Consider the following 24,128-nt stretch of genomic DNA (forward strand, 5'->3'; position numbering starts at 1 on the left):
GCTCCCCTTCACTCCAGCCGGTGAGGGTCACCAAAACCTAGTGCGGCGCGCTTCGCACTAGGAGAAGTTGGCCCCTCACCGGGTGAACAATCCACGAAAGAGACGCCATGTACGAATTGACCGATGTCACCAAGACCTACAAGCAAGGGAAACGGAAGGTGACTGCCTTGAACGCCGTGAACCTCTCGATTCCGGATGGCCAGATGCTCGCGGTCCAGGGACCGACCGGCGGTGGCAAGTCCACTCTGCTGCAGATGCTCGGAGCCCTCGACCGGCCGACTGGAGGCACCATCGAGCTGGGCGCCGCCGACGGCGCCGTCTCGAACCTGGCCCGGCTCGGCGATCACAAGCTCGGGCATATCAGGGCGCAGCAGATCGGCTTCGTCTTCCAGGATTTCAACCTGATCCCCACGCTGACCGCGCAGGAGAACGTCGAGACGGCCCTCGCCCCGCTCCGGGTGAGCGGGTCGGAACGCACGCAACGAGCGGCGGAGGCGCTGGCATCCGTTGGTCTCGGGGACCGGGGCAACCACCGGCCGTCCGAGCTGTCAGGAGGCCAGCAGCAGCGGGTGGCGATTGCGCGCGCACTCGTGAAAGGGCCGTCGGTGCTGCTGGCCGACGAGCCGACGGGAGCGCTCGACGAGGAGACCCGCGACGACATCATGGCGCTGCTGGAGGACCTCTGGCGGGAGCGCGGACTCACGTTGATCGTGGTGACCCACGACAGTACCGTGGCGCGGCGTGCCCAGCGGCGGCTTCACATCAAGCAGGGCGTGGTGCGCGAGGCGGCGTGACCGGCCGAGTGACAGCGGCGGCATCCGTTCGGTAGCATGGCGCTCGCCCTCACGCAGACAGGATGTGCGCCGTTACCTCTTCCGTTTCCCCGACCGAGTCCGCCGTCGTTCTTCGCCTGCGCGCGGCCGGCTGCGTGTTCGCAGAGGACGAGGCCAGGCTGCTCGTGGAAGCGGCACGCTCCCCCACCGAGCTGGAGACCATGGTGGCCGGGCGGGCTGCCGGTCAGCCGTTGGAGTACATCCTCGGGTGGGCCGAGTTCTGCGGGCTCCGCATCCTCGTCGAGCCGGGCGTCTTCGTGCCTCGCCGTCGTACCGAGTTCCTCGTGCGGCAGGCGGCGGCGCGCGCGTTTCCCCGGGCGGTTGTCGTCGATCTCTGTTGCGGGGCCGGGGCGATCGGAGCCGCGCTGGCCGCATCCGTTGACGGCATCGACCTGTATGCGACCGACATCGATCCGCGTGCGGTGTCGTGCGCGCGGCGCAATCTCGGAGCCGACCGCGTGTTCCAGGGTGACCTCTACGAACAGCTGCCGTCCGGAATCCGTGGTCGCGTCGACGTGCTGGTCGCCAACGCGCCATACGTGCCAACGGATGCGATCGCCATGATGCCGCCCGAGGCGCGGCTCCACGAGGCCCGCCTTGCGCTCGACGGAGGGGCGGACGGGCTCGAGATCCAGCGTCGTGTTGTTGCAGGGGCGCCTCTCTGGCTGCGTCCCGGAGGGCACCTGCTGATCGAGACCAGCCGGCGGCAGGCGCCGCACTTGGCCGACGTGTTCACGCGCAGCGGGCTGGAGGCGCGGATCGCCAGGTCCGAAGACGTCGATGCGACAATCGTCATCGGGACGATGCCCGGCGAATAGGCTGGGCGGGACTCGACTGAGTTCCGACAACTCGAAAGGCACCAACATGGCGCTCGTCTGTATCGCGACCTGGACCGCCAAGCCGGGCAGTGAGGACATCGTACGAGGCGCCCTCGCCGAGCTGACCCCGGCGACCCGCACCGAACCCGGGAACATCTACTACCAGCCCTATGCTGACCCCGAGGCGCCGAACGTGTTCCGTATTTTCGAGGTGTACACGGATGCCGATGCCTTCGAGGCACACGGAAAGTCGGCCCATTTCGCCGAATTCGCGCTGGGGAGGGCGATCCCCGAACTCGAAGGCCGGGTGCGCGAGACGTACGAGACGCTCGACTTCTAGTTCCGCGGGACGTTTCCGCGCTAGGGCTCGCCGGGCGGTCGATGCTCGATGGTCTGCCCTTCTAATCCAGTCCCGAACCGGACTTCGAGGGCACAGCTCGTGCCAGCAGGGGCTTCGGAGCGTCCAAGGCGTCACCCGTCACCTCTCACCGTGCCCGGGCTCCGCTACAGAACCCGCGCCGCGCGTCTCGTCAGGTAAGCGCGGGTGACGGGGTCCACGGTGAGCGAGATGGCCGCCGTGAAGGCCGCGGCCGCCTCACCTGACCTGCCGGCCTCAGCCAACAGGTGCGCTCTCGTCGCCCAAGCCGGCTGGAAGCGCTCGACCGCCGCATCGGTGATCGCGTCCAGCGCCGCCAGCCCGACGGCCGGCCCTTCAGTGTGCGCGATTGCTGCCGCGCGGGAAACTGCCGCCCCCAGGGTGGGTGCAACCCGCATTAGCCCCTCGTAGAGTTTCCGCAGCGCCTCCCAGTCCGTCGACCCCGATATCGCCCGCGTGCTGTGCACCGACTGGATCGCCGCCTCCAGTTGAAACCTCCCGATGCGCCCGAACGAGTGCGCACGCCGCAGCCACGCCTCCCCTTGGGCGATCAGTTCGGCGTCCCAGAGTGCAGTGTCCTGCTCGTCGAGCGGCACCTGCTCGCCGTCGACGACGCGGGCATCCGCTCGCGACAGGGACAGCGCGATGAGAGCGGCCAGCCCGAAGACCTCAGGCTCGTCCTCGAGCAGCGCGGCCAGCGTGGCGGCCAGATAGAGCGCCTCACCTGACAGCGAGAGACGCACGCCTTCGCCGGGGAGGAGCACCCAGTCGATCGCATAGGCACCGTAAATCGCTTCGAGCACCGCGGGCAGCCGCGCCGGCATGTCCTGCCGCGTCGGCACGGTGAACGGGATTCGCGCGTCCCGAATGCGGCGCTTGGCTCGCACCAGACGCTGCGCCATCGCCGGCGCGGGCACAGCGAATGCCGTCGCGATCTGCGACGCCTCGAAACCCAACACCGTGTGCAGCATGAGGGGGGTGCGAATGCCAGCCTCGATCGCCGGGTGCGCACACACGAACAGGAGTTCGAGCCGCTTGTCCGGGATTACCTCAAGGTCGAAGTGGTCAAACACAGCGGGCTCCAGGTCCAGCCAGGGCACCGAGGTACGGTGAGCGGATGACGCGTAGAGGTCGCGAAGCCGGTTGCGAGCGACGGTGAGGAGCCAGGCCTCCGGATTGTTCGGCACACCGCGCACAGGCCAGGTCGTCAGTGCCTGCACGAACGCGTCCGACAGCGCGTCCTCCGCGGTCGGAATGTCGCCCGTCGCGGCGGCGAGGAGCGCCAGCAAGTGCCCGTAGGCGGCACGGGCGACCTGCTCTGCTCGTGCCGCCGTGCCGTCCGGGCTCACATCGCGCCTTGCCACTGCCCGTCGTGAAAGAAGACTGCAGACGGGCGGATTTCGACGACGCCGTACTGTGCGGCCGGACATTTGCCAGCCCAGTCCAGTGCGGCATCGAGGTCCGGAACGTCGATGACGAAGGTGCCGCCGAGCTGCTCCTTCGTGTCGGCGAACGGGCCGTCCTGGATTTTCCGCGACCCTTCGCGCAGGGTGAGCGTCGTGGCCGAAGCCACGGGTTGCAACACTTCTGCGGAGACGAGCACGCCGGCCGAGTCGAGAGATTTCGCGTAGGCGTCGAACGCGGCTTTCCCCTCGGCCAGAACGTCCTCGCCGAGCTCCGCCTCGGTCATTTCCGGGTAGTGCATGAGCAATGAATATCGCATGGGAGTTCCTTCCCTTCAGGTACGGTACCGGCCGCATCGCGTGACCGGTATACCCCTATGACGATTGAGCACGCGTTCGATCGACACCCCGCGTGGTCCAATGATCGTTGCGCTAGTCGAACGCCGCTTCGCCGGTTGAGTTCCACCCGCGCAACGGCGTTCAACCCGCGCAGGTCTCTGGCACCGCCCCGGTCGCCGGGCGTTCAACGCCCGCAACAGCGTTCAAACCGCGCGGGTCGAAACGACCGGGTTAGACCCGTTCCCAGACCGCGGCGAGGCCCTGCCCACCGCCGATACACATCGTCTCGAGCAGGTAGCGGCTGTTGTCGCGCTGCAGCTGGCGCGCACCGGTGGCGAGGATGCGAGCGCCGGTGGCGCCGACCGGGTGCCCGAGCGAGATTCCCGACCCGTTGACGTTGGTGCGCTCCCAGTCACCCTCGGTGAGGCCCCATTCGCGGCTGACGGCGAGCACCTGCGCGGCGAATGCCTCGTTGAGCTCGATCAGGTCCATGTCGGCGAGGGTGAGACCCGCACGCGCCAGGGCCTTCGCCGACGCAGGAACCGGGCCGATGCCCATCCGCGACGGGTCGACGCCGGCGCGAGCCCACGACACCAGCCGCACGAGCGGGGTGAGGCCCAGAGCGGATGCCCGTTCCGGCGTGGTCACGATGCACGCGGCCGCGGCGTCGTTCTGCCCGCTGGCGTTGCCGGCGGTCACCGTCGACTCCGCATCCGTTTTCAGCATGATCGGGCGTAACCCGGCGAGCGCCTCCAGCGACGTCTCACGCGGTGTCTCATCGACCGAGATGACCGTCGCACCTTTACGGCCGGGCACCGACACGGGGACGATCTCGTCGTCGAATCGGCCTTCGGCAACGGCACGGGCGGCCCGCTCCTGGGACCGGAGCGCGAGCGCATCCTGCTCGGCGCGGCCGATCGCGTAGTCGCGGCGCAGGTTCTCTGCGGTTTCGATCATGCCCCCGGGGACCGGGTAGTGCACGCCGCCGGCGGTCTCGCGGGCTCGACCGAGCGCATCGCGCAGCAGCACGCCGCTGGTTCCGGAGAGGCCCCATCGTGAGTCGACGGTGTAGATCGGAGCCTGGCTCATTGAGTCGACGCCGCCGGCGATCGCGACATCGCTGACGCCGGTCTGCACCTGCATCGCCGCGTCGAGGATGGCCTGCAGGCCGGATCCGCAGCGGCGGTCCAGCTGCACTCCACCGACGGTGACTGGAAGCCCGGCGTTGAGGGCGGCGACACGCGCGATCGGGGGAGCCTCCGCCGACGGGTAACCCTGCCCGAAGATCACGTCGTCGACGACCCCGCCGTCGAGGCCGGTCCGCGAGATCAGCGCCGCGATCACCGCAGATGCCAGGTCGACCGGCGGGACCGCCTTGAACACCCCGCCGAACCGGCCGATCGGGGTGCGGAGCGGCTCGCAGATCACAACTTCGCGGAGCTCGCTCATGCGGCGTCGCCGTCCGGCGCGGAGAGGATGGTGGTGATGACGGCGGGCTCGCCCTCACTGATCAGGGGCACGCCGGTCGCGGCCTGCACCTCGTCGACCGTGAGGCCGGGGGCGATCTCGCGCAACACCAGCCCGGCATCCGTCACGTCGATCACGGCCAGGTCGGTGATGATCCGGGTGACGACCTTCTTGCCGGTCAGGGGCAGCGTGCACTCCGGGACGATCTTGAAGCCGCCATCCTTGGCAACGTGCTCCATGACGACGATCACGTTGTCGGCACCGTGCACGAGGTCCATCGCGCCGCCCATGCCCTTGATCAGCTTGCCGGGGACCGCCCAGTTGGCGATGTCACCGGCGGCCGACACCTGCATGGCGCCGAGCACGGCGACGTCGATCATGCCGCCGCGGATCATGCCGAAACTCTGCGAGGAATCGAAGTAGGCCGCGCCGGGGTTGACCGTGATGGTCTCCTTGCCGGCGTTGATCAGCTTGGGGTCTGCCTCCCCCTCCCACGGGTACGGCCCGACGCCGAGCACGCCGTTCTCCGAGTGCAGGATCACGTGCACCCCCTCCGGCAGGAAGTTGGGGATCAGCGTCGGCAGCCCGATGCCCAGGTTCACGTAGCTGTCCGGGGCCAGCTCCTGCGCCGCCCTGGCCGCCATTTCGTTCCGAGAGAGAGCCATCTCAGTTGCCTTCCTTCGCTGTGCCGTTGGCAGAAGCGGATGCCCCACCGGGTTTCGCCCGGGTGGTCACCTTCTCGATCGGCAGGTCTGACGCCTCGTCGGGGGTGAGCTGGATGATCCGGTCCACGTAGATGCCGGCCAGGTGAACCTGGTCCGGGTCGATCTCACCGGGCTCGACCAGTTCGTCGACCTCAGCGATCGTGATCCGACCGGCCATGCCCGCCGGCGGGTTGAAATTGCGGGCGGACTTCTCGAACACGAGGTTGCCGTGCCGGTCTCCCTTGGCCGCGCGCACCAGGGCGAAGTCTGTGACGATCGCCTCCTCGAGCACGTACTCGGTCTCCTTGCCGAACGTGGTGAGGGTGCGGGTCTCCTTGGGCGGGGACTTCACGGTCACCTCACCGTCAGGCCCGTAGCGCCAGGGCAGACCGCCGTCGGCGACCATGGTGCCCACCCCGCTGGCGGTGAAGAACGCGGGGATCCCGGTGCCGCCGGCGCGCAGCCGCTCGGCGAGGGTGCCCTGCGGCGTGAGTTCCACTTCAAGCTCGCCGCCGAGGTACCGGCGGGCGAAGTCCTTGTTCTCGCCGATGTAGGAGGCGATCACCCGGCTGATCCGACCGGCGGCGAGCAGCTCACCGAGACCCCAGCCGTCCACGCCGCAGTTGTTCGACGCGACACGGAGGTCGGTGGTTCCCTGGGCCAGAAGAGCCCTGATCAGCACGATCGGTACGCCGACCAACCCAAAGCCGCCCACTGCCAGCGAGGCACCATCGGGAATGTCGGCCACGGCTGCGGCCGCGGAGGAGTACGTCTTATCCATGGGGCTGTCCTTCGTTGGATCAGAGGTCAAGAGTCAGGAGATGAGGTCAGAACTCGCCGCGGCATCCGCTGCGGAGTCCATCACTGCAAAGGTATCGCGTGCCACGCCGAGTGCTGAATTGGCCGCCGGAACCCCGGCGTAGATCGCGGTGTGCATGATCGCTTCGCTGATCTCGGCTCGGGTGAGCCCGTTCGTCAGCGCGGCGCGCACGTGCATCGCGAGTTCGTGCTCGTGCCCACCGGTGACCAGCGATGCGATCGTGAGGAAGCTGCGGGTGCGCCGGTCAAGGCCGGGCCTGGTCCAGATCTCCCCCCACGCATACCGGGTGATGAAGTCCTGGAAGTCAGCGGTTTCGGGGGTGATCGCCGCGGTAGCCCGGTCCACATGAGCGTCGCCGAGCACCGCCCGCCGCACGCGCATTCCCGCCGTGTACGTCTCTGCCGCGGTGGGCGAGGTGGGAGTCGTGGCTCGGGCCGCGCCGCCGCCAAGCGGGTCATGCTGCGGGGCGGTACTGCCTTCGACGGTGCCGACATCGACGGTGCCCCCTTCAACGGCCTGGATGTGCGCCATGACCAGGGAGGCCACAACATCCGGTGCCTCATAGGCGGGAAGGTGCGCAACCCCGGGGATCGTCACCAACCGTGCCCCGGGAACCGCGTCGGCGAGTTCCTGCACAAGCGCGGTCGGGGTGGCGACATCGAACTCCCCCGACACGCACAGGGTCGGCGTGCCGATGCCGGAAACGGCCTCCCGCAGGTCGAAGCCGGCGAGCGCCTCGCAGCACCGCGCGTACGATTCGTCGTCGACCTCCATCAGCGTCTCCAGGGACGACGATCCTGCCGACGGGTTCCGCTCCAGGAACCCGGGTGCGAACCATCGCTCTGAGCTGCTGCGCACCAGGGAGGGAGTGCCGCTGGCACGAACCTGCGCTGCGCGCTCCCGCCAGCTCTCGTCCGTGCCGATCTTCGCGGCCGAGCAGATCACGGCCAGGCTTTGCAGGCGCTCCGGGTGGTTCACCGCGAGTGCCAGCCCGATGGCCCCACCGAGCGAAATTCCGGCGTAGTGGAATGAGCCGCCGCCGATCGAGTCGACAACATCGAGAACGGATGCCGCGAGTTCGGCGACGGTGAACGGCTCTGCCGCTGCGGGGCTGTAGCCGTGACCCGGCAGGTCGAAGCAGAGCACCCGGTGCTGCTCGGAGAGGGCGGCAACCGCGCCCTCCCAGAGGGCGGTCGTGGTGCCGAGCGACGGGCCGAGCACGATCAGCTGCGCGTCGGGCGCTCCGCTTCGAACCGGTGTCACTGTGCACCGAATGGTGGGCTTGCTCATGAGGCCTCCGATTCTGAGGGCGCAACGCCGGGTGAGGGCGCAGCGGGGTCCGGGAGCTGCGCGAAACGGGCCAGCACCCGGTCGATGGCGGCATCGGACTGGCCGAGGTCGCCGGAGTAGTCGAACGCCGCCCATACCGTGCGGCGCAGTTCGTCGCCGGTGCCGTCGGTGGCGAGTGCGCCGGAGAGCACCACTTGCAGTGGCCGATTGGTGGCCGCTGCCTCCTGGGAGGCGCGGGTGACCAGGTCGAATGCCCGGGACTTGCCGAGCGCCTCGGCGAGCAATGTCGTCACCCGTTCGCTGAAGACCAGGCCGTCGGTGAGGTCGAGGTTGGCGCGCATCCGCTCGGAGTCGACGTCGAGCCGCTCGGCGAGCGATGCCGCCCCGGAACTGGCGCCGATCGCCAGCCGTTCGAGGTCGCGCAGGGGCTGCCACTCGGCGTGCCAGGCGCCGCTCGGGCGCTGGTCTTCGGCGAGAAGGCTTCCGTAGAGGGTTGCGATGAGCCCGGGGGCCTGCCGAGCCGCAGCGACGACGAGCACTGCGGTCACCGGGTTGCGCTTGTGCGGCATCGCACTCGAGCCGCCCTCGCCGTGGCCGAGCCGTTCAGAGACTTCGGCGACCTCGGTGCGGGAGAGCACCGAGACGTCCAGCGCGAACCGTCCGGCCACCCCGACTGCGGCGGCCAGCGCGGAGGCGAGGTCGGTGATGACCACCCGGTTGGTATGCCAGCTCACGACCGGATCGCACAGGCCGAGCCGCTCCGCGAACCGGGCACGCGCCCGGTCGACGGCGGCAGCGGCATCCGCTCGCCGGGCACCGGCGATCTCGGTCAACACCGACAGGTTTCCGACGGCGCCGCCGAACTGCACGGGAAGGCTGCCCCGCACCCGGTCCAGGCCCTGCAGTACGGTGACGGCGGCGTCAAGCCAGCCGGCAACGACGAAACCGAAGCTGGTGGGCGAGGCCTGCTGCCCGAGCGTTCGACCGGCCATGACCGTGGTGCGGTGCCGGTCGGCAAGGGCCGACAGGGTCGTCGCGAGTGCCGCGAACTGGGCGCGGACGTCCGCGGTCACCCGGCTTGCGATGAGCATGGCGGCGGTGTCGAGCACGTCCTGGCTCGTGACGCCGACGTGGATGTGGTCGGACGCTCCGGCGCGCACTGCGTCGGCCGCACGGCCCAGATGCCTGACGAGGGGGATGACCGGGTTGCCGCCACCGCGGCCGGCGGCGGCGATGGCTACCACGTCGAGGGCGGCAGCCGCCAGTTCGTCGCAGACGCCGCTCATCCAGTCGGGAACCAGCCCGGCGTCGATGAGTGCGCGGGTGAGCGCCAGTTCCGCGTCGACGAGCGCTTGCAGCCAGGCGGCGTCGCTGGTGAGTTCGGCCTCACGGGTGCCCTGCCCGAGCGGGTTCAGTAATCCGACATCCTGTTCAGACATCGAAATCCAGGAAGACTGTCTCGTTCTCGCCCTGCAAGCGGATGTCGAACCGGTACGACGCGTCCCCGTCCGCCACGCTGATCAGGGTTTCCCGGCGGTCGGCGGGAACGATGGCCAGCACGGTGTCGCTGTCGTTGGCCTCGCCGTTCTCGGGGAAGTAGGCCCGGGTGAACAGGTGGTGGGTGAGGCCGCGGGCGAACACCGTGACCAGGATGTACGGTGCGGCGCCCGGGGAGGCCGGGCCGGGCTTGACGGTCGTGAACGTGAAGTCTCCGGCCAGCGTCGTTTCAGCGCGGCCGAAACCCGTGAACGTGTAACCGTCTCGCTCCAGGCTGTTCTGTGCGCGGCTGATGACGCCGCTCTCGTCGGCCTGCCAGATCTCGACCAGCGCATCGGGCACCGGCTCGCCGGCGCCGTCGAGCACGGTGCCGTGGAAGCGGATGGCGTTCGTGTGGTGCCCGGGAACCAGCTCGGCGCCCTTCTCGTAGGGCAGCGCGTAGCCGAAGAACGGTCCCACCGTCTGGGACGGCGTCTGCCGGAATGTCGCGTCAGTCATGGGCTTCCTCGCTTTCCATCCAGGTGGACTTGGGACCGGTCAGAACAATATCCCAGCGGTAGCCGAGCGAGTATTCCGGCACACTCAGATCGTGGTCGTACCGACCGATGAGGCGGGCCCGGGCGTCGGGGTCGGTGATCGACTGGTAGATCGGGTCGAGCGCGAACAGCGGGTCGCCGGGGAAGTACATCTGGGTGACCAGGCGCTGGGTGAACGCGGTGCCGAAGAGCGAGAAGTGGATGTGGGCGGGTCGCCACGCGTTGACGTGGTTCCGCCACGGGTACGGCCCGGGCTTGATCGTCTGGAACCGGTACTCGCCGTTGTCGCCGGTGATGGCGCGGCCGACGCCGGTGAAGTTCGGGTCGAGCGGGGCGGGGTGCTGGTCTCGCTTGTGCACGTAGCGGCCGGCGGCGTTCGCCTGCCACACCTCGATCAGCTGGTTGCACACCGGACGGCCCTCACCGTCGAGCACCCGCCCGCTGACGGTGATGCGCTCGCCGATCGGCTCCCCCGAGTGGGCGATGGTGAGGTCGCTCTCGAGGATGCCGACATCGGTGTGCCCGTACGCCGGGCTCGTCCGCTCGATCTCTTCCGGGTCGGCCCGGACCAGTTGGTGGGTGGGGTGGCGCAGTATCGAGCTGCGGTACGGCGCATAGTCGCGGCGGGGATGCAGCTCAGGCGCACCGCCTTCCTCGACCGTGCTGCGGGCATCCGCTTCGGTCGCGAGGATCTCGGCAGTGATCTCGTCCTGGGAGGACAGCGTCGTCATGATCGTGCTTCTCTCGGTGGGGGTCAGAGCGGAAAGCCGGTGTACTGCTCAGCGAGCATCCGTTGGGCGTGGAGGGAGTGGGTGACGTAGTCGATCCGGCCGAGCTGGCTGCGGTAGTCGAATTCGTTCGACTGCAGGTCGCCGGGATGCCGGTGCAGCAACTCAGTCATCCACTGCGAGAACTGCTGCACCTTCCACTGCCGGGCGAGCGCGGCCTCCCCGTAGCGGCCGAGTGTCGCGTCGTCGCCGGCGTAGTGGTCGATCAGCCCGGCGGCGAGCATGGTCACGTCGGAGATCGCCGAGTTCAGTCCCTTGGCGCCTGTGGGCGGCACGATATGGCCGGCATCGCCGACCAGGAACAGGCTGTGGTAGTCGAGGCGGGAAGCGACGAAACTGCGCATCGGGGTGATGGATTTCTCGGTGATTGTGCCTTCATGCAGGGTCCAGCCGGGCACGCCGAGCCGGGTCTGCAGCGCGTCCCAAATGCGGTCGTCCGACCAGTTCGCGATGTCCTCTGCGGGGTCCACCTGCAGGTACAGCCGGGAGACGGTGTGCGAGCGCATCGAGTGCATCGCGAAGCCGTCGTCGTGCAGGGAATAGATCAATTCGTCTGTGGACGGCGCAACGTCCGCCAGGATTCCGAGCCAGGCGAACGGGTAGCTATGGGCGTAGAGGGTGATGTCGCGGTCGGGAATCGACGCGCGGCAGACGCCGTGGAATCCGTCGGCGCCGACGATGAAGTCCGCCGTGATCTCGTGCGGCTCGCCGGCGTGGCCGAACGTGACGCGCGGCCGGGCGGATTCGAGGTCGTGCACTGCGACATCCGCTGCTTCGTAGTAGATGGTGGAACCGGCGTCGCTGTGCGCGGCGACCAGGTCTTTCACGACCTCCTGCTGGCCGTACACGGTGACGGTGCGGCCGATCAGGTCATGGAAGTTCACGTTGTGCCGCTCGCCGGCGGCCTGCAGGTAGATGCCGTTGTGCACCATGCCCTCGCTCCTGATGCGGGCGCCGAGGCCCAGCCGGGTCAGGGTCTCGACAGAACCCTGCTCGAGCACGCCGGCGCGTATGCGGGCCAGGACGTAGTCCTGCGAGCGATTCTCGACCACGATCGAGTCGATCCCGGAGTCGCGGAGCGCCCAGCTGAGGAGCAGGCCGGCCGGGCCGGCGCCGATGATGGCGACTCGGGTGGTTTCATGTGACACGGTGCGACCATTTTCCTGGCAACGTCGGCGTGGGGTTGCCTTATTCTGGCTGGCCCCGGTGCGCCACCGTCGGGGGTTTCCACTGAGTGGAAACCCCCGGGAGCTGGCGTTGGTCAGGGGGCGGAGCGGCGGTAGCCGAGCGCCCGGCTGATGCCGTGGGCGGCCAGGCGCACCGCCTGCTCCTGCCCCGGGTCGGGTTGCGGGCTCGGGTTGTGGTCGGTGCGGGTCACGATCGACACGGCGGCGACGACCTGGCCCGTCCGGTCCCTGATCGGCGCGGCCAGGGAACTTGACCCCGCCGTCATCTCCTCGGACATCACCGCGATCCCCTGCGCCCGGATGACGGCGAGGCGCTTCCGGAGTTCGTCGGACGAGGTCACCGTCTGCGGCAGGAACTTCTGCAAGGGTTCGTCCAGGTACGCCTGGATCACGTCGGTCGGGGCGTATGCGAGCAGCACCAGCCCCACGCCGGTGGAGTGCAGGGGGAGCCGGCCACCCACCCGGGAGATCACGCGGACCGCGTGGTGCCCGGAGAGCTTCTCGACGTAGAGGGCGTCTGTGCCGTCGAGGATGGCCAGGTGCACATGCTCGCGGGTGGTCTCGTAGAGGTCCTCCAGGTAGGGCAGCGCGATGGTGCGGAGATTGCGGGCGCTGGGAGTCTGCACGCCCACCTCCCAGAGCCGCATCCCGAGCGTGTAACGACCATCGTCCTGCCGCGCGAGGCCGCCCCAGGCCACCCATTCGCCGACCAGGCGGTGCGTGGTCGACAGCGGCAGGCGGGCGCGTTCGGCGATTGCGCTCAGGGTGAGTGAGGCCGCCGGCGTGGGCGCGGTGAACGCGTCGAGGATGGCGAACAGTCGCGCGGCGACCCCGCGGTCGTCAGTGCTGACATCCACCGCGCCGGCCTCAGCCTCGCCACCGTTCGCCCTTGACCGCGCCGGCTTCCCTGACATGACCCTCACGCTAGCGGATGCCGTTGCCGTCGGCGGATGCCGTTGCTGTCGGTGGATGCCGCACGACACCGATCCGCTTGCGCCCCGTCTCCCGCCGAGGGGCGACAATAGAGGGGTGACCGACACCATGCTCTCCCTGTTCGACCTGGACGAGCATCCGTCACCGGCCCTGCCCCCGCCGCCACGACCGGCACCGCACACCCTGCGGATCGTCGCCGATTCCACCGACCGGGTCGGATGGCTGCGGGCGCGAAGTCGCGGCATCACCGCAACGGATGTCGCCAAACTGGCCACCGCGAAGTCGGTGCACAATGCCGCGTACGACAAGATCCACGGCACCGGATTCAGCGGCAACCCGTTCACTGACCATGGTCGTGCCCGCGAACCGGAGATCGCGGCCTGGGTGCTGGACCGCTACGGCATTGAACCGAGCACCAACCTCTACCACGCCCACGGCCAGCCGCGCCATCTGGCGACTCCCGACGGTGTGGTCGTCAGCGCGTCCGGCGAGCTCCAGCTGGCCGAGATCAAGACCACCAGCAAGCCGTGGCGCAGCATCCCGCGCTCCTATCTGCGCCAGGTGTGGTGGCAGCAGTATGTGCTGGGCGCCGACCGCACGCTCGTGGTCTGGGAACAGCACCTGGACTTCGTGCCGGTCAGCCGGGAACCCGAGTGCCGGTGGGTCGACCGCGACGAGGACCAGATCGCCATCCTGGTCGGTTTCGCAGACCAGCTGCTTGAAATCCTGGCCCGGCAGCGCCAACGCGAGGCGGAGCATCCGCCCGAGGACATCTACGCGCCGGCGTACCGCGGGGTCTGACCCGGTCTTCTCCCACCTCGGCGGTCCTCTGCTGTGCACTGCGGTGCGACGTGCACATGGCCCAGAATGAAGGTATGGCAGACCCACTCGAGATCCCGACCGTTATGCGCGCGCTCGTCATCGACCGCACCGGGGAACCGGCAGAACTCCACCTGGCCGAGGTGCCCTCGCCGGTGGCCGTGGTGGACGAAGTGGTGGTGCGGGTGGTCGCGGCCGGCATCAACCCGATCGACGCCAAGACCAGGGCCGGCCGTGGCTCGTCAGCGGCGATCAGCAGCTGGCCGGCGGTACTCGGCAACGACTTCAGCGGCGTCGTGGTGAAGGCGCCGTACGAGGCGTTCCCGCTGCAGCCGGGCGACGAGGTGTACGGAATGGGCCGGGTGCCGCGCACGACGGGCAGCTACGCCGACTATCTGCCGGTGTCGAGTTTGAGCGTCGCCCGGAAACCCGCCAACCTCACGCATATCGAAGCCGCGGCGGTGCCCCTGGCCGCGATGACCGCGTGGGGCATGGTGCAGCTGGCCGGCGCGGCGCCCGGGCAGCGGATGCTGGTGCACGCCGGCAGCGGGGGCGTCGGCCACTTCGCGGTGCAGTTCGCCCACGTCGCCGGGGCGCATGTCACCGCCACCGGCTCGACCCGCAACCTCGAGTTCCTGCGCGAGCTGGGCGCCGACGCCGTCATCGACTACACCAGGGCGCGCTTCGAGGACGAGGTTTCGGGGCTCGACGCCGTGATCGACCTGATCGGGAACGTGCACGACGACACCGGGACCCGCTCACTCGGCGTGGTCCGCCCCGGCGGCATCCTGGTGAACGCGCCCACCGGAAGCTGGCCGACCATGATGGAGGAGGCGGTAGCGGCGGGCATCCGCGCCACCGGCTACAAGGTGCCCGGCGACGCCCGGGTGCTTGACCAGATCACCGCCCTGATCGAGGACGGGCGCGTGCGGGTGCACGTTGACCGGGTGTTCGACCTGGCCGAGGGCGCCGAGGCGCACCGCCTGCTCGAGGAGGGCCACACCCGCGGCAAGATCGTGCTCCGGGTGGCGGAAGGTTAGAAGACCTGCTCCATCACGTAGTCGTGGTGGAGCTCGGGGCCGACCATGAACGTCTTCTCCCCGACGACCTCGAATCCGCTCTTGGCGTAGAACCGGCTGGCCCTGGCGTTCCGCTGGTTCACCCCCAGCCAGACCCCGGCCACGTTCCGCGCGCGCGCGGCATCGATGGTGGCCGCGATCAGCGGAGCCGCGACGCCGGCACCGTGGTGTTCGCCGAGCACGTAGACCTTGCTGAGCTCCACCGTCGGCCGGCGGGTGATCGCCGCGGCGACATCCGCGTCGTGCGGCTCGCCGTAGACGAGCATGGTGTAACCGGCGGCGACGTCGTCGTTCAGGGCCAGGCGGATGTCCCGGTCCGGGTCGACGAGATAGCGCTCGAAGCAGGCTTCGCTCAGGTTGTTCCGGATGAAGTCGTTGATCGCCTCCGGCGACGTGCCGGGCGGACAGGCCAGGGCGAATGTGGCGGCGGCCAGGCTGGCCAGCGCGGCGGCATCCGTTGGCTGCGCCTGGCGGATCGTGACGGTCATGCGCCAATATTACGACCGGTGAACTCCTCGCACGCGCCACCGGGCTGGGAGTCGTCCCACATTCGTGGAACTGCCAGCCCGGCGCGGCACGAGCCTCAGAAGAAGCGGGCGTAAGCCCCCACGGTGAGGAACGTCGGGAACTCCGGCTCCAGCGCCGAGGCACGGAACACGGCGAGCGCATCGTCGAACCGGTCGCCGGGCGTGCGCTCGATCGACGAGACCACATCGGCCAGCGCCTGGTCAGCCCAGGCCTCGTCGATGCGCGTGCCCTCGGCGGTGACGGAGTTGTTGTGGATCCACTGCCACACCTGTGAGCGGGAGATCTCCGCGGTCGCGGCGTCCTCCATCAGGTTGTCGATCGCTGCGGCGCCCGCACCCCGAAGCCAGGACTCGATGTAGCGGATGCCGATCCGGATGTTGTCCCGCACTCCCGCCTCGGTGATGGTGCCGCCGATGGATGCGATGTCGAGCAGCTGCGCTTTCGTCACCTCCACCTCATCCCGGGTGCGCTCCAGCTGGTTCGGCTGGTCGCCGAATACCCGGTCGAACTCGGCCTGCGCGGTGGGGATCAGGTCGGGGTGAGCGACCCAGGTGCCGTCGAAGCCGTCGCCGGCCTCCCTGCGCTTGTCGGCTGAGACGCGTTCCAGCGCCAGCGCTGTGACAACCGGGTCGCGCCGGTTCGGGATGAAGGCGCTCATGCCGCCGATCGCATGTGCGCCGCGACGGTGGCAGGTGGCCACCAGCAGCTCCGTGTACGCGCGCATGAACGGCACGGTCATGGTGATCTGGGTGCGATCGGGGAACACGAACCGGGCGCCACGAGCACGGAAGGTCTTGATGATGCTGAAGATGTAGTCCCAGCGGCCGGCGTTGAGCCCGGCGCAATGGTCGCGCAGCTCGTAGAGGATCTCCTCCATCTCGAACGCGGCCTGGATCGTCTCGATCAGCACGGTCGAGCGGATGGTGCCATGTGCGATGTTCAGGCACTGCTCGGCAAAGGTGAAGATCTCGTTCCAGAGGCGCGCTTCGCGGTGGCCTTCGAGCTTCGGCAGGTAGAAGTACGGCCCACTGCCCTGCTCGATCAACCGGTGCGCGTTGTGGAAGAAGTACAGTCCGAAGTCGATCAGGCTCCCGGAGGCCGCCATTGCCCGGCCTGCGCGGTCCACGAAGGAGATGTGCTTCTCGACCAGGTGCAGACCCCGAGGACGCAGGACGATTGTCGGCGTGGCCGCGGCATCCGTCACCCGGTACTGCTTTCCCTCCGGGCTGGTGAAGCGCAGGTCACCGCGGATCGCGTCGAGCAGGGTGAGCTGGCCCTCGATCACGTTCGGCCAGGTGGGGCTGGTGGCGTCCTCCTGGTCGGCCAGCCACACCCGGGCGCCCGAGTTGAGTGCGTTGATGGCCATCTTCCGGTCCGTTGGGCCGGTGATCTCCACTCGCCGGTCTTCGAGCCCCGGCCCGGCGCCGGCGACCCGCCACTCCGGGTCGCGCCGGATGTGCTCGGTCTCGGGCAGGAATTTCGGGTCCCGGCCGTTCGCGGCGTCGACCCGGGTACGGAGGCGGGCGGCGAGCAGGTCATGACGGATGCCGGCGAACCGCTCATGCAGGTCGGCCAGGAACTGGAGGGCGTCGGGAGTGAGGATCTCGTCGTACCGGTCGCCGATCGGGCCGGTGACCTCCAGGTGCGGACGGATGGTGGCGAAGCTTCCGTTCCCGGTGGCGGCGGTCGAGCCTGTCCCGGTGGTCGAGCCTGTCGAGACCCGGCGATCCAGAGTTGCCGTTGGTGTGGTGTTCATGGTCGTATCTCCTTCGAAGAATGTGTCGGTGAGGTGGGTTAGAACTGTTCGGCCTCGGTGGATCCGGCGAGGGCGAGGGTGGCGCTGGTCGGGTTCAGCGCGGTGGCGATCCGGTCGAAGTAGCCGGTGCCGACCTCCCGCTGGTGGCGGGTCGCGGTGTAACCGGCGCTCTCGGCTGCGAACTCGGCTTCCTGCAGGTCGACGTAGGCGCTCATCTGGCGCTCGGCGTAGTCCGCCGCGAGCGTGAACATCGAGTGGTTGAGCGCATGGAAACCGGCCAGCGTGATGAATTGGAACGTGTAACCGGCCTTCGCGAGCTCCCGCTGGAAGGCTGCGATCTGCGCGTCGTCGAGGTGGGATTTCCAGTTGAACGACGGCGAGCAGTTGTAGGCGAGCTTCTTGCCGGGGAATTCGGCGTGGATCGCCGCGGCGAATCGCTGCGCGAGCTCGAGGTCCGGCTCACTACTCTCCACCCAGATCAGGTCGGCGTACGGCGCATAGGCCAGGCCGCGGGCGATGACGACATCGATGCCGTTGCGGGTGTCATAGAAGCCCTCTGCCGTGCGGTCGCCGGTGAGGAACCCCTGGTCACGGGGGTCGATGTCGCTGGTGATAAGCGTTGCAGCCAGGGAGTCAGTGCGGGCGATGACGACCGTCGGAACTCCGGCGACATCCGCTGCCAGCCGGGCCGCGTTGAGGGTGCGGATGTGCTGTGCCGTGGGCACCAGCACCTTGCCGCCCATGTGGCCGCACTTCTTCTCACTGGCGAGCTGGTCCTCCCAGTGCACGCCGGCAGCGCCCGCCTCGATCATCGAGTGCATCAGCTCGTACGCGTTGAGCGGGCCACCGAAGCCGGCCTCCGCGTCGGCGACGATCGGGGCGAGCCAGTCGCGGGGTTCAGTGGTCGAGCCAGCGGTGGTCGAGCGATCGGTGGTCGAGCCATCGGTGGTCGAGCCATCGGTGGTCGAGCCCGCGCCGTCCTGAGCTTGTCGAGGGGTCGAGACCCATGCCTCGCTGCTCTCGATCTGGTCGGCGCGCAGGAGCGCGTTGTTGATCCGGCGCACGACGGCCGGAACCGAGTTCGCCGGGTAGAGCGACTGGTCCGGATACGTCTGGCCGGACAGGTTCGCGTCGGCGGCGACCTGCCAGCCGGACAGGTAGATCGCCTTCAAGCCGGCGCGCACCTGCTGCACCGCCTGGTTGCCGGTGAGGGCGCCGAGGGCCGAGACCCATTCCGGATTCTCCGCGGTGCCGTTCTGGTTGACGAGCTCCCACAGTTTCTCGGCGCCTCGCCTGGCCAGGGTGCGTTCCTCCCGCACCGAGCCGCGTAGGGCGATGACATCCTCTGCCGTGTAGTCACGACGGATGCCGTCCCAGCGCGGGTCGGCAGCCCACTCGAGTGCGAGTTCGGCGGCGGTCTGGGTCTGGTCGCCGGGGCGGGAGGCAGGGATGCGGGGCGATGCGCTGGGCGTGTGGTCGGTCATGGTTTGCTCCTGTCGGTGACGTGCTGGGGGTGGTGCGGGGCTGTTCTGCGGGGCTGTGCGGGGACCAGGGGACGCCACGGGGGTCGATGGTGGGCCTGGGATGCGGCAGTGGTGCAGCCGTGGTGGGGCCGTGCACCAACTGTGTGGCCACCGCAGCCGGCCCAGACCAGGTCCATCGACAGAAGAAGCGGTGTTCTTCTGTTTGTCAGAACATTCGGCCCGTGTGAGCATGAGACATGGTCATCGTCGATCCGCCCACCCGTCGGCCGTCCCGCGCTCCGGCCGCTTCCGCCACCACCGAGCACGACGGACTCGACGCGCTCACGCTGGGGCGTCGCATCCGCTTGCTGCGTCGTGAGCGAGGGATGACCCTCGAGCGCCTCGCCGCAGCCGTTGGCCGGGCACCATCGCAGGTGTCGACCATCGAAAACGGCAAGCGGGAACCGAGCCTCGCCATGCTCCGGCTCATGGCTGCCGCACTGGGTGCCACGGTCGATGACCTGATGAGCGCCGAACCCCCGTCAGAGCGCGATGCCCTCGAGATCGCCGTGGAACGAGCCCAGCACGGGCCGGTGTTCACCGCGCTCGGACTACCGGCGACGCGGGTCAGCAAGGGCCAGAACGACGAAACGCTGCGCACGATCCTGGCGCTGCACAACGAGATCGAGCGCCTGAACAGGGAGCGGGCGGCAACGCCCGAGGAGGCCCGGCGCGCCAACGCCGAACTCCGCAAGGAGATGCGCAGCCGCGACAACTACTTTCCTGAGCTGGAGAAGCAGGCGCTCGAGCTTCTCGGCGCCGTCGGGCACACCGGCGGACCGGTGTCGCACCAGGTGGTTGCGGACATGGCGACGCACCTCGGCTACTCACTGCACTATGTGGGCGACCTGCCGCATTCGACGCGGTCGGTGACCGACAAACGCAACCGCCGGATCTATCTGCCGACCGAGCAGTCGGCATCCCACGACTCGCGGTCACCGATCCTGCAGGCTTTCGCCAGCCACCTGTGCGGGCACGATGAGCCGAGAAGTTATGCGGATTTTCTGCGCCAGCGAGTCGAGACCAACTACCTGACCGCGGCGATCCTGCTGCCCGAGCGGGATACCGTGAAACTTCTCACCGAAGCCAAGAACCTGCGCCGCATCTCGATGGAGGACCTGCGGGACGCGTTCGCGGTGTCGTACGAGACCGCCGCCCACCGGTTCACCAACCTCGCCACCGCCCGGCTCGGCATCCCGGTGCACTTCATGAAGGTGCACGAATCGGGCACCATCATCAAGGCGTACGAGAACGACTCCGTGCGGTTCCCGAGCGACGCCCTCGGGGCGGTCGAGGGCACCACGGTGTGCCGCAGCTGGACGGCGCGGACCGTGTTCGACGTCGAAGACCGGTTCAGCCCCTGGTACCAGTACACCGACACCTCTTCCGGTACCTTCTGGTGCACCTCCCGCATTGAAAAGGCAAAGGAGGGCGACTACTCGGTGAGTGTCGGCGTGCCGTTCGTGCACGTGAAGTGGTTCCGCGGGCGCGAGACTGTGAACCGGGCGGTGTCGCGCTGTCCGGACGAGTCCTGCTGCCGCCGCGCACCTGATGAACTGTTCGAGCGCTGGTCAGGACAGGCCTGGCCTGCCGCCCGCACCCCCACCAGCCTGCTGGCGGCGCTGCCGACGGGGACTTTCCCGGGTGTGGACGAGACCGAGGTGTTCCAGTTCCTCGAGGCGCACGCGCCGCGCTGAGCCACGCTGGGCCGGCACGACGGAGGGCACGCGCGGCACGAACGCCGTTGCGCGCGTTGAACGGCCGGTGCATCCGTCATCGAATTCACTACGCGCGGGACGAACGCCGTTGCGCGGGACGAATTCACCGCGCGTAACGGCGTTGAACCCGCGCGCGAGCAAGTGACCTCACCGTGTCGCCAGTTGCAGTCTTGGACGTCCAGGCGGGAGCCCGAGCTCGACCAATCGGTCGCGTAACCGATACTGGCTCATCGCGATTGCGCTGTTCCAGCGTGCGAAGGCAGCAACCTTCCGCCGAATCGCGTCTTCCCTGTCCTTTTCGGCTTTCACCACTTGGGCGGTGGTCCGTCCCCTCAAAATCGCAGGGTCAAAATACTTGGAATCGCCATCACACTCACCAACAGAATCGAATTCCCTCCAGAAGAAATCAGTGTCGTAGCTCGTGCCGTCGATCACGAATGTCTGCTGTAAAACCGGGTCGGGGAACCCGTTCAGTGCGATGTCGACTCTGCTGCACGATTCCCCGGTCGAACCCGAGAGCTCCGTGCCGAACTCGATGAGGGCCCGAGCCCTGACGGATCCCCGGAATGGCAGCATACGCTCTAACGTCTCGCGTAGCTTGACCTTCTTCGTCAGGGGCGGGACCCGGCCGAATCGATCTACCGCGAGGGAGCGGTCGATCACGGCTACAGCTGACTTCACGTCCAGGCGCGCAGCGAGGTCGACGACAGTACGCTCAACGGTGGTGACAAGCACGCCGTCGCGCATCACAACATCGCGGGCATCGAATCCCACGGCGTGAATCCGGATCCCGCTGTATGAGCGCCCTCCTGACGTACGTCCGCTCAGAAAATGCACCTCAAGCGGCCACGCGCCGAGCACCGGGAATCCCCACATGACGGCGGCCGACTCATGACTCAGCGGCGGTGGCGCCGTGCGGGAGGTTGCCGCGGCCAGCACTCGCACCTGATAACGCTGGTCCTTGCTGAGGAGCTCCCATTCGCGCTGGGCAACGTACTGGCCCCGATTGAGCCGATGCAGGATCCCGCGATCGACGAGCCGCCTGGGGCGCATGTCTGCTCCGAAGGCGCCACTCACATCCTTCGAAAAGATCAGGACGTCGGCCGGGCCCCGAGGCGGTGCTGCAACAGCGGGCCCATGCGCGGCCGATGCCCAAGCCCCTGCGTTGATTTCTGGATCCATCCGTCAAATGTGCGCCGTCTTGAGCTTCAGCGAGGAGGAGACTGAGGTTTCAGTGGACAACGCTGCGATTGCGGGACCTGTTGAGGAGGTGCGCGTGCTGGATGCCGCTGCGCAGGTCGAAACGCCACGACATCCATTCACCGAATGCTGGAGCGCGGGTTGAACGCCCCCGCGCGCGTGCAGTTCAGCGCGCGTAGCGGCGTTCATTGCGCGCGGGCCCCTGCCAGCGCCGGCGGCGCTCGAGGATCTAGGCGAGCTTCACCCAGTTCGCCTGCGTCGGGTCGCCACCCACCGTGCAGAACCACAGGCTGGTGATCTCCTTGCCGCGCTGCTCCTTGTCGGCCCAGATCGTGGTCAACAGCTCCCCGGCGTTCGACCGCGGGAGATCCAGCGGGCTTTGGATGCGGAGCGGCACCAGCCAGAGCTGGGCCATCCGCTTCGATTCCAGCACGGCTCCCTGCTCCGCGGGTGAGGATGCGATCACTCCGGGTCCGTCGTTGCCGGTTGCGATCACGCCCGTCTGGCCCTCCCCCAGCAGGCCTGGGCCGCCGGCGGAGAGCCCCTGGACGCCGGGAAGGCCGCGGCCGAAGACTCCGGGCCCGTTCGCGCCGTCTCCGCTGACCCCGGTCTCGCCGCGGCCGAGCACTCCGGCCCGCTGGGCGGTCTCGAAGGCGACGTCGCGTGGGGTCGCCTGCTCATACCCGACCACGCCGTTCTGCCCGGTGCCGAACACGCCGGCGGCCCCGGCACCCCCGACGCCGAGCACGCCGGCGCCGACGGAATTCTCCAGGTTCTTGTCACGGGCGACCTCGTGCACATAGCCGACAGCGCCGTTGATCCCCTGCGCGATGACGCCGTTGCCGGCCGGGATGGTCCCGATCGCGCCGCCGGTCGGGAACGCGACTGTGCCCTTGGCGTGAATCGCGTCCACGCCGTGTGACGACGACACCAACACCTTGTCGTCCTTCGTCGACACGTTGAGCACGAAATCCTCGCCGTAACCGTCGGGGGCGTTGTCGCCGTTGCTGGCGAGGAGAAGGGTTCGCTCCTCGCTCACATTGGTGCGCCCAACCACCATGTCATCGCCGGATTCGTCGGCTCCACTTGCCATTACGCACCTCGCTTGTTCGAGACCGGATGCGTGACCACGACGCGGAGACAGGGCCGGTCATTGAAGTGTCATTGTGCGCCTGCGCACCCTGTCGCCACAAGGCGAAGGAATGTGGCCGGCCTGCCGCGCGGGTCGGTATCTCCTGCAGGGTCGCCCGCGCCCCCGGAGACGGTGGCGCCTCAGGCGAACGCGTTCAGGCCGGTGAGGGCCCGGCCCAGGATGAGCTGGTGGATCTCGTCGGTGCCCTCGTAGGTGCGCACCGACTCGAGATTCGCCAGGTGCCGCATCACCGGGAATTCGCTGGTGACACCGTCACCGCCGAGGATCGCCCGCGCCTCGCTTGCGATCCGCAGTGCCTCGCGCACACTGTTGAGCTTGCCGACGCTGATCTGAGCCGGGGTGAGGGCGCCGCGCTCCTTCAGCCGGCCGAGGTGCAGTGCCAGCAGCACGCCCTTCTCGTATTCGACCAGCATGTCGGCGAGCTTGGCCTGGATCAGCTGGGTCGCCCCGATCGGCTTGCCGAAGACCTCGCGGGCGCGGGCGCGACCGATTGCTGCGTCCAGGCAGGAGCGTGCCGCGCCCATCGCGCCCCAGACGATACCGAACCGCGCCTCGTTCAGGCAGCTGAACGGCCCCGACAAGCCCCTCGCCCCGGGCAACATCGCGGAGTACGGGACGCGAACCGCATCCAAGCGGATGTCGCACTGGATCGAGGCGCGCATGGAGAGTTTCGTATCAATCGGCGTCGCGGCGAAACCAGTCGTCGACGTCGGGACCAGGAAACCGCGCACGCCGGCATCCGTGTGCGCCCACACCACCGCGACGTCGGCGATGCTGGCCAGCCCGATCCAGCGTTTGGCGCCGTCGATGACCCAGTCATCGCCGTCCCGTCTGGCCGTGGTGAGCATGCCCGCCGGGTCGCTGCCGCCGGTCGGTTCGGTCAGCGCGAAGCAGCCGACCCAGGAACCGGACGCCATCCCGGGAAGCCAGCGCTGCCTCTGCTCGTCGGAGCCGAATCGGTGGATCGCGGTCATGGCGAGCGACCCCTGCACGGAGACGAAGGTGCGCCATCCGCTGTCCGCCGCCTCGAGCTCGAGACAGGCGAGGCCGTAGCTCACCGCGCCGGCCCCCGCACAGCCATACCCGGTCAGGTGCATGCCGAGGAAGCCTGCCGCGCCGAGCTCCGGAACCAGCTCACGCCGGAAGTACTGATTCTCGAAATCCTGCTCGATCGTGGGCAGGATGCGCTCGGTCGCGAACGAGCGGGCCTTACTCTGCCAACCGCGTTCCTCGTCGCTGAGCAGGCCGTCCAGGTCGAAGACCTCGTCCACGAACGAGACGCGCCTGCTCGAAGCTTCTCCTGTCACGGCTCTCCCCTCGCCACCACCTCGGCGACTTCCGCGACCAGACTAGCCGTCTCC

23 protein-coding genes are annotated in these 24,128 nt (G+C 68.5%); 6 read left to right on the forward strand and 17 right to left on the reverse strand.

Features of this window, described 5'->3' with window-relative positions; translation table 11 throughout:
* Positions 1 to 107: 107 nt before the first annotated feature.
* The 3 genes from AB4Y94_RS03490 to AB4Y94_RS03500 all read left to right on the forward strand — a co-directional run bounded on the left by AB4Y94_RS03490 (position 108) and on the right by AB4Y94_RS03500 (position 1,991).
* Positions 108 to 794, forward strand: coding sequence for an ABC transporter ATP-binding protein (locus tag AB4Y94_RS03490; protein WP_441724807.1), 687 nt, complete (start codon positions 108 to 110; stop codon positions 792 to 794).
* Between the two features lie 62 nt (positions 795 to 856).
* The gene (locus tag AB4Y94_RS03495; protein WP_441724809.1) at positions 857 to 1,651 is read left to right on the forward strand and encodes a putative protein N(5)-glutamine methyltransferase; all 795 of its coding nucleotides are present in this window, start codon (positions 857 to 859) and stop codon (positions 1,649 to 1,651) included.
* A 46-nt stretch (positions 1,652 to 1,697) separates the two neighbouring features.
* Positions 1,698 to 1,991 (forward strand): putative quinol monooxygenase, encoded by a 294-nt coding sequence (locus AB4Y94_RS03500; protein WP_441724812.1) that lies wholly within the window; start codon positions 1,698 to 1,700, stop codon positions 1,989 to 1,991.
* 164 nt (positions 1,992 to 2,155) lie between these two features.
* Here the strand turns inward: AB4Y94_RS03500 and AB4Y94_RS03505 are convergent, their stop codons facing one another.
* The 11 genes from AB4Y94_RS03505 to AB4Y94_RS03555 form a co-directional block, all read right to left on the reverse strand.
* On the reverse strand, positions 2,156 to 3,376 hold the full coding sequence (locus AB4Y94_RS03505; protein WP_441724815.1) for an RNA polymerase sigma factor: 1,221 nt from the start codon (positions 3,374 to 3,376) through the stop codon (positions 2,156 to 2,158).
* Positions 3,373 to 3,750, reverse strand: coding sequence for a YciI family protein (locus AB4Y94_RS03510; protein ID WP_441724817.1), 378 nt, complete (start codon positions 3,748 to 3,750; stop codon positions 3,373 to 3,375). The genes AB4Y94_RS03505 and AB4Y94_RS03510 overlap by 4 nt, the downstream gene beginning before the upstream one ends.
* A 250-nt stretch (positions 3,751 to 4,000) precedes the next feature.
* A complete protein-coding gene (locus tag AB4Y94_RS03515; protein ID WP_441724820.1) occupies positions 4,001 to 5,218 on the reverse strand; it encodes an acetyl-CoA C-acetyltransferase in 1,218 nt (405 codons plus the stop codon).
* A complete protein-coding gene (locus AB4Y94_RS03520) occupies positions 5,215 to 5,901 on the reverse strand; it encodes a CoA transferase subunit B (RefSeq protein WP_441724823.1) in 687 nt (228 codons plus the stop codon). The genes AB4Y94_RS03515 and AB4Y94_RS03520 overlap by 4 nt, the downstream gene beginning before the upstream one ends.
* A 1-nt stretch (position 5,902) precedes the next feature.
* On the reverse strand, positions 5,903 to 6,721 hold the full coding sequence (locus AB4Y94_RS03525; RefSeq protein ID WP_441724825.1) for a CoA transferase subunit A: 819 nt from the start codon (positions 6,719 to 6,721) through the stop codon (positions 5,903 to 5,905).
* A 33-nt stretch (positions 6,722 to 6,754) separates the two neighbouring features.
* Positions 6,755 to 8,050, reverse strand: coding sequence for a bifunctional 3-oxoadipate enol-lactonase/4-carboxymuconolactone decarboxylase PcaDC (gene pcaDC, locus AB4Y94_RS03530; RefSeq protein WP_441724828.1), 1,296 nt, complete (start codon positions 8,048 to 8,050; stop codon positions 6,755 to 6,757).
* The gene (locus tag AB4Y94_RS03535) at positions 8,047 to 9,489 is read right to left on the reverse strand and encodes a lyase family protein (protein ID WP_441724831.1); all 1,443 of its coding nucleotides are present in this window, start codon (positions 9,487 to 9,489) and stop codon (positions 8,047 to 8,049) included. Before AB4Y94_RS03535 ends, pcaDC begins: the two co-directional genes overlap by 4 nt.
* Complete coding sequence (gene pcaG, locus AB4Y94_RS03540; RefSeq protein WP_441724832.1) at positions 9,482 to 10,045, reverse strand: protocatechuate 3,4-dioxygenase subunit alpha; 564 nt, start codon at positions 10,043 to 10,045, stop codon at positions 9,482 to 9,484. The genes AB4Y94_RS03535 and pcaG overlap by 8 nt, the downstream gene beginning before the upstream one ends.
* A complete protein-coding gene (gene pcaH, locus AB4Y94_RS03545) occupies positions 10,038 to 10,814 on the reverse strand; it encodes a protocatechuate 3,4-dioxygenase subunit beta (RefSeq protein ID WP_441724834.1) in 777 nt (258 codons plus the stop codon). The genes pcaG and pcaH overlap by 8 nt, the downstream gene beginning before the upstream one ends.
* Positions 10,815 to 10,837: 23 nt before the next feature.
* Positions 10,838 to 12,019: a 4-hydroxybenzoate 3-monooxygenase gene (locus AB4Y94_RS03550; RefSeq protein WP_441724837.1), complete on the reverse strand. Its 1,182-nt coding sequence runs from the start codon at positions 12,017 to 12,019 to the stop codon at positions 10,838 to 10,840.
* A 113-nt stretch (positions 12,020 to 12,132) separates the two neighbouring features.
* On the reverse strand, positions 12,133 to 12,972 hold the full coding sequence (locus AB4Y94_RS03555) for an IclR family transcriptional regulator (RefSeq protein WP_441724840.1): 840 nt from the start codon (positions 12,970 to 12,972) through the stop codon (positions 12,133 to 12,135).
* A gap of 127 nt (positions 12,973 to 13,099) precedes the next feature.
* Between AB4Y94_RS03555 and AB4Y94_RS03560 the strand changes: the two genes are divergently transcribed.
* Positions 13,100 to 13,792 carry a YqaJ viral recombinase family protein gene (locus tag AB4Y94_RS03560; RefSeq protein WP_441725183.1) on the forward strand — a complete coding sequence of 231 codons (693 nt, stop codon included), beginning with the start codon at positions 13,100 to 13,102 and terminating at the stop codon, positions 13,790 to 13,792.
* 74 nt (positions 13,793 to 13,866) lie between these two features.
* A complete protein-coding gene (locus AB4Y94_RS03565) occupies positions 13,867 to 14,850 on the forward strand; it encodes an NADP-dependent oxidoreductase (protein ID WP_441724843.1) in 984 nt (327 codons plus the stop codon).
* On the opposite strand, the gene AB4Y94_RS03570 is transcribed toward AB4Y94_RS03565, so the two are convergent.
* From AB4Y94_RS03570 to AB4Y94_RS03580, 3 genes are all read right to left on the reverse strand, one after another.
* The gene (locus tag AB4Y94_RS03570; RefSeq protein ID WP_441724846.1) at positions 14,847 to 15,377 is read right to left on the reverse strand and encodes a GNAT family N-acetyltransferase; all 531 of its coding nucleotides are present in this window, start codon (positions 15,375 to 15,377) and stop codon (positions 14,847 to 14,849) included. The genes AB4Y94_RS03565 and AB4Y94_RS03570 overlap by 4 nt on opposite strands.
* A 95-nt stretch (positions 15,378 to 15,472) precedes the next feature.
* Entirely contained in the window at positions 15,473 to 17,173 is a 1,701-nt protein-coding gene (gene aceB, locus AB4Y94_RS03575; protein ID WP_441724848.1) for a malate synthase A, read from the reverse strand.
* Between the two features lie 38 nt (positions 17,174 to 17,211).
* Positions 17,212 to 18,657, reverse strand: coding sequence for an isocitrate lyase family protein (locus AB4Y94_RS03580; protein WP_441724851.1), 1,446 nt, complete (start codon positions 18,655 to 18,657; stop codon positions 17,212 to 17,214).
* Positions 18,658 to 18,893: 236 nt separating this feature from the next.
* Here AB4Y94_RS03580 and AB4Y94_RS03585 point away from each other — a divergent pair, with 236 nt between their 5' ends.
* A complete protein-coding gene (locus tag AB4Y94_RS03585) occupies positions 18,894 to 20,393 on the forward strand; it encodes a helix-turn-helix domain-containing protein (protein ID WP_441724853.1) in 1,500 nt (499 codons plus the stop codon).
* A 168-nt stretch (positions 20,394 to 20,561) separates the two neighbouring features.
* On the opposite strand, the gene AB4Y94_RS03590 is transcribed toward AB4Y94_RS03585, so the two are convergent.
* The 3 genes from AB4Y94_RS03590 to AB4Y94_RS03600 all read right to left on the reverse strand — a co-directional run bounded on the left by AB4Y94_RS03590 (position 20,562) and on the right by AB4Y94_RS03600 (position 24,074).
* On the reverse strand, positions 20,562 to 21,596 hold the full coding sequence (locus AB4Y94_RS03590) for a hypothetical protein (RefSeq protein ID WP_441724856.1): 1,035 nt from the start codon (positions 21,594 to 21,596) through the stop codon (positions 20,562 to 20,564).
* Between the two features lie 247 nt (positions 21,597 to 21,843).
* Positions 21,844 to 22,707 (reverse strand): hypothetical protein, encoded by an 864-nt coding sequence (locus tag AB4Y94_RS03595; protein ID WP_441724859.1) that lies wholly within the window; start codon positions 22,705 to 22,707, stop codon positions 21,844 to 21,846.
* 179 nt (positions 22,708 to 22,886) lie between these two features.
* Positions 22,887 to 24,074 (reverse strand): acyl-CoA dehydrogenase family protein, encoded by a 1,188-nt coding sequence (locus AB4Y94_RS03600; protein ID WP_441724860.1) that lies wholly within the window; start codon positions 24,072 to 24,074, stop codon positions 22,887 to 22,889.
* Between the last annotated feature and the right edge of the window lie 54 nt (positions 24,075 to 24,128).

This window comes from Glaciibacter sp. 2TAF33, assembly GCF_052114945.1.
Classification (GTDB): Bacteria; Actinomycetota; Actinomycetes; order Actinomycetales; family Microbacteriaceae; genus Cryobacterium.